Below are 12,689 nucleotides of genomic sequence, written 5' to 3'. Positions count from 1 at the left end.
CGCTCGGCCTGACATCGAGTCAACAGGTGTGCGCGGGGCGTGAACACGGTAGAGACACCCCGGATGCTTGAAACCCTTGAAACCTGGCCCGGGGGCGGCGATGGCAGCACGCGAACGGACACCCAACGGCAAGCTCGCCGCCCTGGTCGCCGAGTGCCGGTGGGCGAGCAACGGCGAGTTCGCCCGCGCGGTCAACCGGGCCGGCACCGAGGCCGGGTACAAGCTGAAGTACGACGAGTCCGCCATCTCGCACTGGCTCTCGGGCACCCGCCCCATGGCCAAGTACCAGAAGGTGGTACTGGAGGCCCTGACCCGCCGCCTGAGGCGACCGGTCACCGCGTTCGAGGCGGGATTCGCCGATGAGCCTGACGTTCAGCCCCAGTCCACGGATACGGTGGCAGGACTGATCGATCTGGGGGTTGTGGACATGGACCCATCGCGCAGGGGCGTACTCGGGGCCGGCCTGTACTCGGTCGCCCTCACCATCCCGGGCTGGCCGGACCACCTCGGGCGGTTCGAGCGGTTGAAGACCGACCCGCACAGCCGGATCGGCATGGCCGAGGTCGAGTCCGTGATCGCCATGACCGAGAAGATCAGCGAGCTGGACGACCAGTTCGGCGGCCGGACAGCCCGGCCGATGGCCGCAGCGTTCATGGTCAACAACATCGCCCCGTACCTGAAGGCCACCGCCTCCGACGAGGTTCGCAAGGCGATGCTGTCCGCCGCAGCGGACCACCTCTACCTGACCGGCTACATGGCCGTGGACGAACGCCTGGACCTGCTCGGCCAGAGCTACTACACGAAGGCCCTGGAGCTGGCCCTGGCCGCAGGTGACCACTTGACCTACTGCACGACCTTGCGGGGCATGAGCGTTCAGGCCGTCGAACTCGGCCACGGAGCACCCGCCCTCCGGTACGCGAACGCCGCCGCTGCCGCCTCACCCGAGGCAGGGCCCAGGATGCGAGCCTTCCTTGCCGGCCAGCAGGCCCACGCCCTCGCCCAGACCGGCGACCGTGCCGGCGCCCTGGCCATGCTCCACGGGGCCGAAGTCGCCATGGAACAGGCCGAGTCCAAGGCCAAGGCCCACGGCTCCTACGACCCGTCCTCGCTCTCGTACCACGTCGCCCAGGTCAACTACGAACTCGGTGACCGCGAAGGCGCGATCCGCGCCCTCCAGCACTCCGAGAAGGTCCGCCCCGCGGTCTACCGCCGAGCCCGCGTCCGCCACCGCGCGATGCTCGCCGAATGGCAGCTCGAAGCCGGTCGGCTGGAGGAAGCCGTACAGAGCTGGAACCTCGCCCTGGACGACTTCCCCCACGTCCAGTCCGGCCGGGCTGATGACCGCTTCCGCACCATGCTCTCCGCAACCCAGTCGCACCGCCGCAACCACCACGTCCGCGAACTCCTAGAACGTGCCCGACCCATGGCAGTAGGCCGTCCGATCTGAACCCTTCGTCGAGAGGGCGCGGCGCCGTACGCGTAAGGCGAGGGTCGTCCTCGCGCGCCGTCTCCCACACGATCTTGCTCGTCGGTGCGGTTACGGCTTGGGGAAACGGACAACGTTGTCGGGCAACCGGGCCTGTTCCTCGGCCTTGCGCAACCGGTCCGCGAGGACCGCGCCGGCGAGCGCGAGGTGGGTGATCTGGTCCTTCAACCTCGTGTTCTCCTCAGTCACGTCGGAGACCCGCTCCTTCAGCTTCGTGACGGTCTTCCGCAGCCGCCTCTCGGCTTCCGGGACCTGCTTCGTCTCAGTGCGGACGCGTTCGTAGAACTCGTTCTTTAGATCCGCGTGACGCTTGAGCAGGGCCATACGGTGGACGCTGGCCTCGGCGGCCAGCGCGACGACAGTCAGGCTGCCGTTGGACACGGTGGCCTGGCCGGTCAGGAGGCGATCGATGGCCTCGCGGATACGGGCGCGTTCGTCCTGGTGTTGTTCGTTCATGTCAGGGCCTCGGCAGGTTGGGCGGTGGCGTCGTGGGTGCCGGCGACCTCGCGCAGGCGGTCCGCGTTGTGCTTCAGCCGCCGGCCGACGGGTTCTGGGGCCGCAGCGGCCAGGGTGTCGAGTTCGCGGGCGCGTTCGCGAAGGTTGCGGGCGTCGCTGTCAGTACGGATGGCGTTGCCACAGCCGAGCTGGCAGGCGAACTGGTTCGGCGCAGTCGCGTTCGGGTCCGGCTCGCAGAGTGCGGTGTCTCGTTTGAAGACGCAGATCAGGTGGGCATCGGGGTTGTCGAACAGGACCAGGCCGTCCCGGGCCAGGAAGCTGGCGGCCTTCTTGGCGAACTTGGCGGTGACGATTTTTCCCTCGAACCTGGGCGTTGTTGCTGCGGCCGTCAGCGCCCGGCGGGCGGCCGGGCCCGAGATCCTTTCACCGGCGGCCATCCGATCGTTCAGCTTCGCTGCGGTGTCGGCCGCCGCCCGCACGGTCTCGACGTCGAGCTCACCGTGGATGCCGCGCCGGCTGCGGGTGCCATAGCCGGTGGAGGTGCGGGCGTCCAGGATCGTTCGCATGTGCCCGTACTGGATGGCCAGGGCGATCAGTCCGCCAGGGCGGCGGGCGACGTGCCAGGCCAGTTTGTGGACGCTGTTCTGCGCTGACCATTGACCACTGGCAGGTTGCAACGGCCTCCTCGTGGCTATGAAGCCGTCAGTCGTCATGGATGTCGTTCCAAGATGGTTTTGGGAGTCACTGACGCACGATCTTCTTGATCAATGTCAGTGAGGACCGATGTCCTCGGATGCCGTCCGGAGCTGCTATGAGGTGGGACGCGCGCGTCTTTCAGCGCTGCGGCTGGCGGGCGACGTCAGTTCGAGCGCCCGGCTGTCGTGACCTGCCGCCATCTCGTCCAGCCAGAGTTCATACCAGGCGATGAAGTCGGGGGCCGACGAGAGGTCGGGGCCCCAGAAGCCATCGGAGTTGCCCGTGACGATGCGGCCGGTCAGCGGTCCCGTGACTCCCAGCAGAACCACGTCGCTGCATCCTGCTTCGATGATGTGCAGGAACCTGTCGCCTGGACGCGCACGATCCTCGACCGTGGTGAAGCCCCGCGGGGCCCCATCCTCGGCCCCTTTCGGGTCCATCGTGAACAGTTCGCACCGGCTCAGGGGCAGGAGTCCGTAGAACGGGGAAGCCCCGGTCGCGCCAAGGAACGTCAGGAAGTCGCGGTAGGGGGCAGGAAGCACGACTCCGCCGTCAGTCTCGAAGGCGTCGAGCGTCGCCGGGCTGACGGTTCGCCCGAGCTGGAAGCGATGCTTCTCCTCGCCGAAGGAGTGGCTGCGAAGAGGGCTGAAGGGGATCTGGGCGAGCTTCCGGCGCAGGCGGGGCAGGCGGGGGTCCATACGTGATCTTCTCTCGTTCGGTCCCGAAGCCTAACGGCGAGGGATGCGTGCCCACCACCGAACAGAAGCGGTGCCTGGTGGAGTGCATGTCCGCTGCGCCCGGGAGGCACTCGGGCTAGGCTCCGCCCATGTCCGAGCCCGATTCCGATCCTCGCCTGCAGTCGCTCCTCAACAAGCTCCATCCCGGTCCGGTCCGCAGGGTAACCGTCACCGGCTTCGACAGGTCAGACGTCCTGGTCGTGCTCGGGGCATCGAGCGAGGGGAACAACGAAGCTGGCCGAATTTCCCGGGAAGAGGCGTCGATGCGCCGTATCGACCACCCGTCTGAGGTCTTCGAGATCGGCCAGGAACTCGATGCTGAGGAGATCGGACGGTGGCGCGGAGAACTGCACTTGTCCGCCCGCGCCTGCGAGAACCCCGAGCTCCGGACCTTCCTGCTCGCGCTCCAGCCAGGGAAGATCGTCTCCGGGACCGTGTCGGGGGTTCACAACTTCGGCGTCTTCGTCCATCTCGACGGCGAGCCCGACGGGCTATGCACTGGCTTCATCCGTGTGCCCGAACTGACCTGGTCGTGGATCAGTCACCCCTCGGAAGCGGTCGAGGCCGGCCAGAGGATCACCGCCGAGGTGCTCATCGCCGAAACACGTCAGGGACAGGTCGCGATCTCAATGAAGGCACTGCAGAAAGACCCTCTGATCGAGTTCTCTGATCAATCAGGTCAGGTCCTCCGCGGCACTGTCACGAAGATCGTCCCATTCGGCGTATTCGTGCGCGTCGCCCCAGACGTGGAAGGGCTCCTTCACCTGTCCGAGATGACGAGCCAGCCAGCAGTGACCCCTGACCAGCTCGTGCGCGAGGGCGATCAGATCACGGTCCGGGTTGCCGAGGTCGACGTTCAGCGTCATCGGGTGAGGCTGTGCGCGGCAGAGGGGCAGGCAAACGGCGACTCGCAGTGATCACGCCGTCAGCGTCTCGCGTGTCCAGAGCGCGAGGTCACTTGTTCAACGGCGTGGGGCCCTGCTGGTGATGCTCGTGACGTTCGACGTCTCCTCCAGTGCCTCTTGGAGTCGTTCGTTGCGCAGGGAAAGGTGCTGGATCTGTGCAGCAGCGAGGGTGAGTTGAGCGGTCAGCTCGCGGTTGTGTCGGCGGAGTTTCGCGTTGCGGGCGACGAGTCTGTCGTGTGCGGTCGGTCCGCTGCGAGGGGCGGTGGGGGTGGCTCGGTGATCAGCGATTTCTCGGGCGATTTCGGGGTAGCGGCGGCGGAAGGTGGTGTTGGTCAGGTCTAGGCGGCGGGCCAGCATGAGGACGCTGGGCTGCTTGTTGGTCTCGCGGCAGGTGTCCAGCACCTCCTGGAGGTGCTTGCGGACCAGGGCCTCGGGCAGGTCGGGGACGTTGCGGGTCATGCCGGAACGGCCTCCTGCCCGTTCGCCGTCAGGAACTCGACGATCTCGGCCCGTCGGCTCTCAAGGAACTGTCGGAGGCGGGGCGGCAGCATCGGCCGCGAGGCGATGCGCCCGTCGATGCGGGCGATCTCGCCTTGCCAGGCGGTGATGTTCTCGGGGGTGAGGGTGACATTGCGGCAGGCCAACGGCAGGCAGCCGCCGTGCGAGGGAAGTCCTTCGCTGTTGCCGCGGCGGGCCTTCTCGCAGAGGGCCTTGGCCGGATCGTTGACGCAGGTGATGTACTCGCCGGGATAGATCGCCGGGTCGTGACGCTTCATGATCCTTTCGAGGCGGTGTCTGTCCAGCGCGACCTGGCCGTGGAACTGCGCGCGCTCGCCGAAGTCTGCGAGCCGACGGGCTGCCTCTTCGGCGGCCGGACCGGCCAGTCCCGCGTGCTGGTGGGAGTCGATCATTTCCATGTAGACCTCGCCCCGGGCGATGGCCTGCTCGCTTTCGACCTCGGCCCGGAAGCCGGAATCGCTGGTCCCCGCATATCCTTCGAACATTTGGATTGATTGATGCCGATATTGCAGGGCCCCAGCGATGACTCCGCCGGGGTGTCGCGCAATGAACCAAGCCAGAGTCCTTCTGAAGACTCTCGTCTTGAGCCGGAGTGCATGACCCTGGCCAGCGGCGATGGTGTCGGTGCGTCCCCGCTCCGTGCAGAGCTCGTTGACGAAGCCGGCGAAGAGATTGAGGTTCTGATTGGTGGCGCCAACGCCGACGGCTCGATCAACGCCGGTCTTCTTCGGCTGGCCCGGTCCGTGGAGGAGGGCACTCATGAGGTAGTTCTGGCCAGCGGGCTGCAACTGCTCAAGGACTCGGATTGCACGGACGACGGGCTCGCAGACGGTCCATGTCGCCTCGACGCCTTCTGCATCCTCTTCGCCCTTGAAGGCTCGACTGTGTACTCGCCAGCGGTAGGCATTGCCGTCCTCGTCGCGCTTGGCCTCGACGCAGGCACGCTTGATGTGCTTGTACTGGCGGGAGGGGGTTATTCCGACTGTGCACTATTCCCACCTCTCCCACATGGTCCTCGCCAGCTCAGCCCGCTTCCAGCGAGTCGGCCCGCCGCTTCAGGTCTGCCGCGATGTCGTCCCAGTCCGGTCCATGGAGCCAGAGGTTTTCGGCGGACTCTCTCAACAGGGCCGGCTCGTCCGGCCGCTGCAGGAGCACCAGGCGGTAGGCCAGGTTGCGAACCCAGACCGGCAGATGGCCGTCGACCACGTGCGGGCTCAGCTCACGCAGCATCGCGAGGATCGAATCTGCGTCAGCGAAGGTCAGCTCTTCGACGAAGTAGTGCTCCCGGTGGTCGCCGTCGCACTTCGGCGTAGGTCGGTACTCGTCTCCGTAGAGACACCGGGCGTGCTCCGTCAGGGTGCTGTGCATGCCCTGGAGCCTATGCCGCCTTGATCCGCCGGACCGCTCCGCGATGATGATCCGTTGGGCGATGACCGGAGTGATGCCTCGGCGTCCCTCAGCCGCCCGTCTGCGAGGATCGCACAGTGCTGCGAACCGTTGAGATCACCGCCGAACTGACAGTGCCCCTCCGAGGTGAGGTCTTCCACAACCTCCACTGGCAGAAGAAGCTGGACCTGAGCTTGGACTGCTTCACCTGTGAGCGCACAGGGCGCACTACTCACTTCCGATATGGCGAGGAATGCGCGGTATGTTCAGGTAGTCAGAGAGCGGAGCATCCGGCTGCGGCTCGTGTTGCCGCCTTCGACGTCACCGACGAGCGGGAGCGGACGGTGCTCCGGGCTGTCGTCGACTACTGGTGGGCACCGTTCCACGACATCAAGCGGGACCAGCCGGCGGCTGCGCTGACGCGCGCGCCATGGGTCCGGCTGTACCTGGGATACCGCTGCCCGGAATCACAGCAGGCCGAAGTGTTCAGTATCCAGAGCAACATGGTTCGCCCCGTGAGCCAAGCCTGTACCCACTGTGCTCACCCTCTCGCCACCAGCGCGCAGTCCCCCAACATCCGCTTGCTGTCTTGATCCTCACCGCCATAGATTCCCCGGTCGGTGTGTTGCCGGTGAGCGCGTGAGTGTCGTTCCCGGTCGCTAAGGTGCGGCGCATGCAATCGCTGATCACCGCCATCTACGAACACGTCGACGTTGCCCGCTTCCTGGCCTGGCCGGGCGACTTTGACCTCGACCGGAGAGACCATGGCGAGGACGTCCACCTCGCGTCGGGCGCGGCTCTGGAGGGCTTCGCGGGTGATGGAGCCGGGGGCACGTACTTCTTCTGTGGCGATGGCGGGGAGGAACGTCCGGTCCTGTACGCGGATTCCGAAGGTGGCGCGGCGCTGGTCGCCATCGGCCTGCCGGAACTCCTACGGCTCCTCCTGGTCGCGCCCTGGTGGCGCGACTGCCGAGCGTTTACTGCCGAGGAGAGCGGTGAGCTGGCCGCCGAGCACATGGAGGACATGCCCGACCTGGCGGTTCGGCGGGACCGAGCAGCCGCTGCTCTCGGCCTTGACCTTCCCACTGAGACCGACGCCCTGGCCCGCCTGTGCGAGGTCACGACCAAGGCAGGGAAGGACTTCATCCTGATCTTCACGCCGGAGGATGAGCCCTACGACCCGCTGATCAAGGGCTGAGCGGCGTGCCCGTCGTCGACAAGCCCGGCGTTACTGAACTTGATTGGGGATGTCAGGACCGGCCGCCCGACATGAGTCGCCCCTCTCGCGGGCCTACGGGTGTTGCCGGGACAGTCCATCGGGAGAAGATCTTCCCGTGAGCCAGCCCCTGCCGCAGTTGCCGAAGCCCGAGTTCGTCTTGTTCCGCGCCGAGGCTCCACCCGGGGTGCCCGGCCAGATTGCTGTCGATCTCGGTGAGACCGGCGTCCCAGGCGGGTTGATCGGATACGAGTACCGGGCGCTGAGTGAGCCGGTGTTCCTCGAAGGGATCGGTGAGCGGGGGCTGGTCGCCATCGCGACGAGTGGTCTGTTCGGCCGCATCGCCGTCGACGTGGCCACTGATCACGTGGTGCAACTTGCCAAGACCGAGTCAGCGACGGCCAGTCACGTGAACAGCGACCTCGGCTCCTTCAACCGATGCGTCGCGGCCGTGATCGCACGCTTCCCGTTCTACGCGGACGGCGACGAGGACAGGTACGAGGAGGTAGCGGACGAGCTCCGCGGTCTCATCTCTGGCATCGACGAGACCGCCCTCGTGCACAACGGATTCTGGGAGACGTTCTGCGACGACGTGGCAATCGGGGACTATACGGACTGGGATGCGTGATCTGGCAGCGATCTCCGACTTCGGTCAGCCGTTCATGAGGCCGCCGCTGACGGTACTCGAAGCTCCAACTCGGCCCAGTGGCCGAAGCGCGGGTCGTCGGGCATCTCAACCAGCCCGGGGATCGCGCCGCGTCCTCACAGCCCTGCCTGATCGAGCATCTGGTGCATCGTGTTCACAGGAAGCAGCCGGTTTGCGGCAGCTCCTGCGGCAACGGCGGAATCGGCGGCACCAAGTAGGCCGATCAGCCGGTCGGCTGGAATGGCGGGGTTGGTCGCGGCTCGACGTCGTACGGTGTCATCATGGTCGGTCAACAGAGCCTCGATCGTATCGGCCGGCAAACCGGGGTGTGCTGCGGCGACCGCGCGGTCGTGGGGCTCATCGGAGCGGGCCAGGCCAGTAGCGGCATCGGCGGGGAAGTTCTTGTGGGCGAGCATGTCCCACCGGCTGTAGCTGGTCCACTGCTCGGCGATCTGGGCCAGCAGCCGACCGGGGGCGTTCGGCTGTCGCTCGCACACGAATAGTCGAACTGCGAAGCTTTCGTCGTCGGCGAGGATCTCGACAATTTCGTCTGGTAGATCGGCGCGCATGGCCAGGGTCTTGCGGAAGATCCGGTGCCGGCTGCGGGCGAACTCCAGCTGATCTTGCTTGGACAGGTTTTCGGTCAGCAGCCAGCCGACTATGTCGCTGCTACGGTCGTCGTAGTCGACCGATATCGACTCTCGCAACTCCGGGTCGAGGCTGCGTCGTGCGACAACAGCCGCGCGTACTTGGTTGTTCGGATCACACGCCAAGTCCGCGATGTGCCCGGCCGACAGCGTCGGGTTGGCCGCCACCGCGGCGCGCAAGTCCGGAGTCGCCAGAAATCGGCCAGTCAGACCGGCGTCCAGGTCGGCGACTTCGGCAATCTGCCGCAGCAGACCCTCGCTGTAGGCATCGCCTGCAGCGGAGTCGATTTCGGCAAGCATGGCGCGTGCGGCCTCTGCGGGAAGCGCACCATCCAGGCGGAGCAGAAGCATCTGTCGGCCAGAAGCGCCGGTTGCCCGCGACAGGAGTTCTCCGATCCGGCCGGTCGGCGCCAAGGGCCATTCGCTGGCGGCGATGGCGGCCGTTCGCGAGTCCGCGTCATCGAGCATCCTGGCCCGCACATCGTCCGGCAGGTGACGGTTGAAGGCCAACGCGCGGCGGACTTTCGGGTCCGGGTCACGGGCCAGTAGTTCGTAGACATCACGCGGCAGCGGGTCCGGGATTCGGCGCCCGTGTACACCGACTGTGGTGAAGTACTCCGGTCCTTCAGCCAGCCGGCCTCGCACCCGTGGGTCGGCGTCGCCGGCGAGGACGACCTGCACCGAAGGCGGGAGGCTCGGGTTCGAGGCGAGATTCGACCGCACGGTCACATCACGGTCGGTGGCAAGCGCCCCTGCAGCGTCCGTGGGCAGGTCGCGCCGCCGGGCCAACCCGGACCGGTCGATGTTCGCCGCCGTCAGGCGAACGAGGACCTCCGGCGGTGCAGACGGGTTGCCGGCCAGGCCAAGCAGCAGCCTCTCCAGGACCGGTTGTGCAATGGCGGGAAGTTCGAAGGAAGCGGGCACCGCCCCATGGTGCCAGGTCCGCTGCTGGAGCTCTCGTGACCCCTGCGCGGCCGTCGCAGCAAGACGACTCGGGCGTGTTCGTACCAGGCCACCCACCTCCCCCTCTCTGTTGCTGAGCGCGCCGCTTTCGCCAGCCGCTGAACGCTCCGGCGGGTCTCAGGCCCGCGGGGGTGCCAACCACCGTTCCGCGCGGCCCTGCTTGTCGGAGTCCCCAGACCGGAGGGCATGCGCCAGCAGACGGGCGCGCAGCGGTTCGGGCAGGTCGGCAACGTCCTGCTTCTGGCGTGGGCGGGTCTTCCAGCCCACCAGATGCCGCACGGCCCCGGCGTCGTGCCGCTCCTCAGCTCGCAGGTCGGCCAGCCCGGCGAGCAGATCGGCGATCGGCACCCTGCCGAGCAACTCGCCAGGCACGCCCTCGTGGACGGGGTAGCCAGAGCAGCGCCCGCTGCCGGAGCCATGCCAGTCGAGCAGGGCCAGCACCCGCTCCACCGGGTCGGGGAACGTCAGCTGCAGTCGGTCCGTGAGTTCCGCGAGCAATTCGGGGGAGGGCCTGCCGCCGGTGCGGGAGAGGTCGAGGATCCGGTCGGCGGTCCCCTGCAGTCCGGCGGGCATCGCGGCCAGCCAGTCGCGCTTCTCCTCGGTCCCTTCCTCCGCTCGCTGCTGGTCGGCCTCGAATTGCTGCATGGGTCCGGGCATGCCGTGTTTGTCCAGCCACGCCAGGAGCCGGCGGCCATCGGCGAGGACGGCGTCACTCTCCCACTGCTCCCATCTCAGTGTCGCCCCGTGGTGCAGGACGACGACTGCGAGTCGCTCACCGTCCCGGTCGAACAACTCGAAGCGGACGTCCCCGAGGCACATGCAGTGGAACCCGGGCAGCGATTCCACGGCCATAGCCGTCCTGAGCTGGGCCGACTCCGTCGGATCGGAGAGGTCCACCCGGATCTCTTCGTCCACCCCGATCCCGCTCACCGAACTCACCTGGACCGCATGCGCATGCTGCAGCACGCTGTCCAGCGCTGTCGTTCCGTCCATGAACCGATCCCTCCCCGTGCGGGCCGCAGGTGCACGGCCCGCCAGATTCCACCGCAGCTCCCGACCGCCCCGCAACCCGGTTCCCCCGTGCCCGCACTTCCGACTGTTTACGAGCCTGACTCGTAGATGGTCACGAAATCCCGCTCGGCCGGTTCGGTCGAGCGGGATTTCTGCTTTTGGCGGGCCTGTTCGAGGCGGCGTGCGATGGCGATGGTGCTTCGTGGCGTAGATCACGGGGCTGCTCGGGCTTCCTCGGGGGTGGCCGGGCTGGAGCGGGCATGCGAGGACTGCCGTCGAGCGGCACGCCAACGGCTGTGTGATGCAGGTCTCTTCGAGGCTCTTGCGGGTTGTTCGTCAGCCGGGCGGTGGGGGAAGGCCGTTGAAGTCGGCCGGGGTCGGCGTGAGGCCGTCGTAGTCCTTGACGGTGGCTGTCGTTGCCGGCTCCGGGCCGGTGGTGGAGAACCAGTCCTGGATGGTCAGCAGGTTGATCATGAGAACCATCAGAGCGAGCAGGATCGCCTGGGCGACGCGTCCGTGTGCAAGGCGCTTCTTCGGGTCGGCGATGTTGATGCGGTGGCCCTTGGCGCGGCCGTTGACGGCCTCGTTATGGGCCCGCATGGGCTTGTAGGCGTCGCGCCATGCGGGGCCGAGGTAGGGGCGGTCCTGCCGGAGCTTGTCGATCTTGCCGAGGTCGCCGGGGCGGACGGTGATCGTCGGCTTGCGGCAGATCCTCGGGAGGTCCTTGACCGGCGGCGGCCGCAGTCGTTCCGCGGGGGTGATCTGGACGCTGGGCTTGGCGGAGAGGTGGGCCGAGGTGGAGCGGGTGCTGGTGAGGTCGACCACTGTGGGAGGTCCGGCCTGGGGCCGGTGCGCGCGGTTGAAGCGGGGACAGGTCACGGACGGGGAGGACCCGGCGGCCGGGCACTGGAAACGGACCGCCCCGCCCCGGTCGGGGCCCTGCTGTCGGGTAGGACCCTGGCCTCTCGGCCAGAGTCCCCCCTCAGAGTGAAGTAGGCCGCCGACGAGGTGCCCGTGGTTCGGGTCCTTTTCCGACGGCCCCTTCCCGAACGGGACGGGCCAGTTTCCCGGCATCCCGCTCTCCAGTGATCACTTCCGTGGTGGCGCGGTGCCTCGCCCGGCATGGATGTCCTCGTGGCAGCGACGGCAGATCACCAGGGTCTTGCGCCGTCGTTTGGCCATGAGGTGCACCCAGTCGGGTTTGTCCCGACGTCCCGGCCGGTTGAGGTCGGCGAGCTTGCGGACGTGGTGAACCTCAAGATTCGTCCGAGCTTCGCAGATCTCGCAGCATTCAGCGATGAGCCTGTGGATCAGCTCGTTTCGCTTCGCGCTGGCCATGACCGGCCGCCTGTCGGTGAGGACGGCCTTGCGCTGTCGTTTGAGCGGGATCCCGCCGAAACGGGCGACCAGTGGTTTCCTTCCCCGGTCGCGTGGGACGGTGACGGTCAGACAGGTTCGCGGTCCCTCGGGTGTCTCGACGGTGCTCTTGTACTTCCGAGCCATCTTCGTGACCGTCGACCGGTGCTTCCCGGCCAGCGTCTTCAGCAGCGAGGTCTCCATGACCCACTGGAGCCTGCCCAGGCGGAACACGTCCTGGGCGAGAAGGTAGTACTGGACGAGTCCCCGGTATTCGGCCTGGTACTTCGCGACGATCGTGAAGTCCTCGTCGTGAAGCAGCATTCCGCGTTGCGCCGGTTGCCCTTTGCTCATGTAGAGCGCGCACTTGTGCCTGATCACCTGCCGTGGCACGAACAGGCCGATCGCTCCGTTGACCGCCCGACGATTCCGGGTGATCTTCGTGTCGGAGTGCTGGGCCCTGATTTCGTAGCCGAGGAAGTGCGCCGCCTGGCTGGTGGCGTGTGTGATCACGGTCTTGGACTCGGAGAGTTCCAGCTTGAGCTCGTCATGCAGGAACGCACCGATCTTCGACTTGATCTCCTCGGCTTCGTGCTTGGGGCCGGCGAACCCCAGCAGCCGGAGAGTCGGCGGCGGGAATCGCACCCGCCGCCGCTCGCAGAACC

At 67.1% G+C, this 12,689-nt stretch carries 15 protein-coding genes; 5 read left to right on the top strand and 10 right to left on the bottom strand.

What is annotated here, in order from left to right:
• The first annotated feature begins 100 nt into the window (after nucleotides 1-100).
• A complete protein-coding gene (locus tag AB0P03_RS26550; RefSeq protein ID WP_363631186.1) occupies nucleotides 101-1,447 on the top strand; it encodes a tetratricopeptide repeat protein in 1,347 nt (448 codons plus the stop codon).
• 90 nt (nucleotides 1,448-1,537) lie between these two features.
• On the opposite strand, the gene AB0P03_RS26545 is transcribed toward AB0P03_RS26550, so the two are convergent.
• The 3 genes from AB0P03_RS26545 to AB0P03_RS26535 all read right to left on the bottom strand — a co-directional run bounded on the left by AB0P03_RS26545 (nucleotide 1,538) and on the right by AB0P03_RS26535 (nucleotide 3,336).
• Complete coding sequence (locus AB0P03_RS26545) at nucleotides 1,538-1,942, bottom strand: hypothetical protein (protein WP_363631184.1); 405 nt, start codon at nucleotides 1,940-1,942, stop codon at nucleotides 1,538-1,540.
• On the bottom strand, nucleotides 1,939-2,619 hold the full coding sequence (locus AB0P03_RS26540; RefSeq protein WP_363631182.1) for a hypothetical protein: 681 nt from the start codon (nucleotides 2,617-2,619) through the stop codon (nucleotides 1,939-1,941). The genes AB0P03_RS26545 and AB0P03_RS26540 overlap by 4 nt, the downstream gene beginning before the upstream one ends.
• Nucleotides 2,620-2,751: 132 nt before the next feature.
• Nucleotides 2,752-3,336 carry an SMI1/KNR4 family protein gene (locus AB0P03_RS26535; protein WP_363631180.1) on the bottom strand — a complete coding sequence of 195 codons (585 nt, stop codon included), beginning with the start codon at nucleotides 3,334-3,336 and terminating at the stop codon, nucleotides 2,752-2,754.
• A gap of 128 nt (nucleotides 3,337-3,464) precedes the next feature.
• Here AB0P03_RS26535 and AB0P03_RS26530 point away from each other — a divergent pair, with 128 nt between their 5' ends.
• On the top strand, nucleotides 3,465-4,292 hold the full coding sequence (locus AB0P03_RS26530; RefSeq protein ID WP_363631178.1) for a S1 RNA-binding domain-containing protein: 828 nt from the start codon (nucleotides 3,465-3,467) through the stop codon (nucleotides 4,290-4,292).
• 45 nt (nucleotides 4,293-4,337) lie between these two features.
• Here the strand turns inward: AB0P03_RS26530 and AB0P03_RS26525 are convergent, their stop codons facing one another.
• The 3 genes from AB0P03_RS26525 to AB0P03_RS26515 all read right to left on the bottom strand — a co-directional run bounded on the left by AB0P03_RS26525 (nucleotide 4,338) and on the right by AB0P03_RS26515 (nucleotide 6,167).
• Nucleotides 4,338-4,739 carry a hypothetical protein gene (locus AB0P03_RS26525; protein ID WP_363631176.1) on the bottom strand — a complete coding sequence of 134 codons (402 nt, stop codon included), beginning with the start codon at nucleotides 4,737-4,739 and terminating at the stop codon, nucleotides 4,338-4,340.
• Entirely contained in the window at nucleotides 4,736-5,560 is an 825-nt protein-coding gene (locus AB0P03_RS26520) for a hypothetical protein (protein WP_363631174.1), read from the bottom strand. The genes AB0P03_RS26525 and AB0P03_RS26520 overlap by 4 nt, the downstream gene beginning before the upstream one ends.
• Before the next feature lie 262 nt (nucleotides 5,561-5,822).
• Nucleotides 5,823-6,167, bottom strand: a complete 345-nt coding sequence (locus AB0P03_RS26515) for a hypothetical protein (protein ID WP_363631172.1) — start codon at nucleotides 6,165-6,167, stop codon at nucleotides 5,823-5,825.
• 116 nt (nucleotides 6,168-6,283) lie between these two features.
• On the opposite strand from AB0P03_RS26515, the gene AB0P03_RS26510 reads away from it, so the two are divergent.
• From AB0P03_RS26510 to AB0P03_RS26500, 3 genes are all read left to right on the top strand, one after another.
• Nucleotides 6,284-6,778: a hypothetical protein gene (locus tag AB0P03_RS26510; RefSeq protein WP_363631170.1), complete on the top strand. Its 495-nt coding sequence runs from the start codon at nucleotides 6,284-6,286 to the stop codon at nucleotides 6,776-6,778.
• 80 nt (nucleotides 6,779-6,858) lie between these two features.
• The gene (locus AB0P03_RS26505; RefSeq protein WP_363631168.1) at nucleotides 6,859-7,383 is read left to right on the top strand and encodes a hypothetical protein; all 525 of its coding nucleotides are present in this window, start codon (nucleotides 6,859-6,861) and stop codon (nucleotides 7,381-7,383) included.
• 136 nt (nucleotides 7,384-7,519) lie between these two features.
• A complete protein-coding gene (locus AB0P03_RS26500) occupies nucleotides 7,520-8,029 on the top strand; it encodes an SUKH-4 family immunity protein (protein WP_363631166.1) in 510 nt (169 codons plus the stop codon).
• Between the two features lie 134 nt (nucleotides 8,030-8,163).
• Here the strand turns inward: AB0P03_RS26500 and AB0P03_RS26495 are convergent, their stop codons facing one another.
• The 4 genes from AB0P03_RS26495 to AB0P03_RS26480 all read right to left on the bottom strand — a co-directional run bounded on the left by AB0P03_RS26495 (nucleotide 8,164) and on the right by AB0P03_RS26480 (nucleotide 12,669).
• Nucleotides 8,164-9,618, bottom strand: a complete 1,455-nt coding sequence (locus AB0P03_RS26495; RefSeq protein ID WP_363631164.1) for a hypothetical protein — start codon at nucleotides 9,616-9,618, stop codon at nucleotides 8,164-8,166.
• Between the two features lie 156 nt (nucleotides 9,619-9,774).
• Nucleotides 9,775-10,650, bottom strand: coding sequence for a hypothetical protein (locus AB0P03_RS26490; RefSeq protein ID WP_363631163.1), 876 nt, complete (start codon nucleotides 10,648-10,650; stop codon nucleotides 9,775-9,777).
• A 354-nt stretch (nucleotides 10,651-11,004) separates the two neighbouring features.
• A complete protein-coding gene (locus AB0P03_RS26485) occupies nucleotides 11,005-11,547 on the bottom strand; it encodes a hypothetical protein (RefSeq protein ID WP_363631161.1) in 543 nt (180 codons plus the stop codon).
• Nucleotides 11,548-11,757: 210 nt separating this feature from the next.
• Entirely contained in the window at nucleotides 11,758-12,669 is a 912-nt protein-coding gene (locus AB0P03_RS26480) for a group II intron reverse transcriptase/maturase (RefSeq protein ID WP_363631159.1), read from the bottom strand.
• Nucleotides 12,670-12,689: the final 20 nt, after the last annotated feature.

Origin of the sequence: Kitasatospora sp. NPDC088779 (assembly GCF_040685395.1) — a bacterium.
Classification (GTDB): domain Bacteria; phylum Actinomycetota; class Actinomycetes; order Streptomycetales; family Streptomycetaceae; genus Kitasatospora.
The sequence above is the reverse complement of the archived record's forward strand: the minus strand, read 5'-3'. Positions and strand labels throughout refer to the sequence as shown.

What these genes read in the sequence shown, in the direction of transcription:
- AB0P03_RS26550 (WP_363631186.1), top strand. Translation starts at nt 101, where the DNA reads ATGGCAGCACGCGAACGGACACCCAACGGCAAGCTCGCCGCCCTGGTC.
- AB0P03_RS26545 (WP_363631184.1), bottom strand. Translation starts at nt 1,942, where the DNA reads ATGAACGAACAACACCAGGACGAACGCGCCCGTATCCGCGAGGCCATC.
- AB0P03_RS26535 (WP_363631180.1), bottom strand. Translation starts at nt 3,336, where the DNA reads ATGGACCCCCGCCTGCCCCGCCTGCGCCGGAAGCTCGCCCAGATCCCC.
- AB0P03_RS26520 (WP_363631174.1), bottom strand. Translation starts at nt 5,560, where the DNA reads ATGAGTGCCCTCCTCCACGGACCGGGCCAGCCGAAGAAGACCGGCGTT.
- AB0P03_RS26490 (WP_363631163.1), bottom strand. Translation starts at nt 10,650, where the DNA reads ATGGACGGAACGACAGCGCTGGACAGCGTGCTGCAGCATGCGCATGCG.
- AB0P03_RS26505 (WP_363631168.1), top strand. Translation starts at nt 6,859, where the DNA reads ATGCAATCGCTGATCACCGCCATCTACGAACACGTCGACGTTGCCCGC.
- AB0P03_RS26515 (WP_363631172.1), bottom strand. Translation starts at nt 6,167, where the DNA reads ATGCACAGCACCCTGACGGAGCACGCCCGGTGTCTCTACGGAGACGAG.
- AB0P03_RS26525 (WP_363631176.1), bottom strand. Translation starts at nt 4,739, where the DNA reads ATGACCCGCAACGTCCCCGACCTGCCCGAGGCCCTGGTCCGCAAGCAC.
- AB0P03_RS26530 (WP_363631178.1), top strand. Translation starts at nt 3,465, where the DNA reads ATGTCCGAGCCCGATTCCGATCCTCGCCTGCAGTCGCTCCTCAACAAG.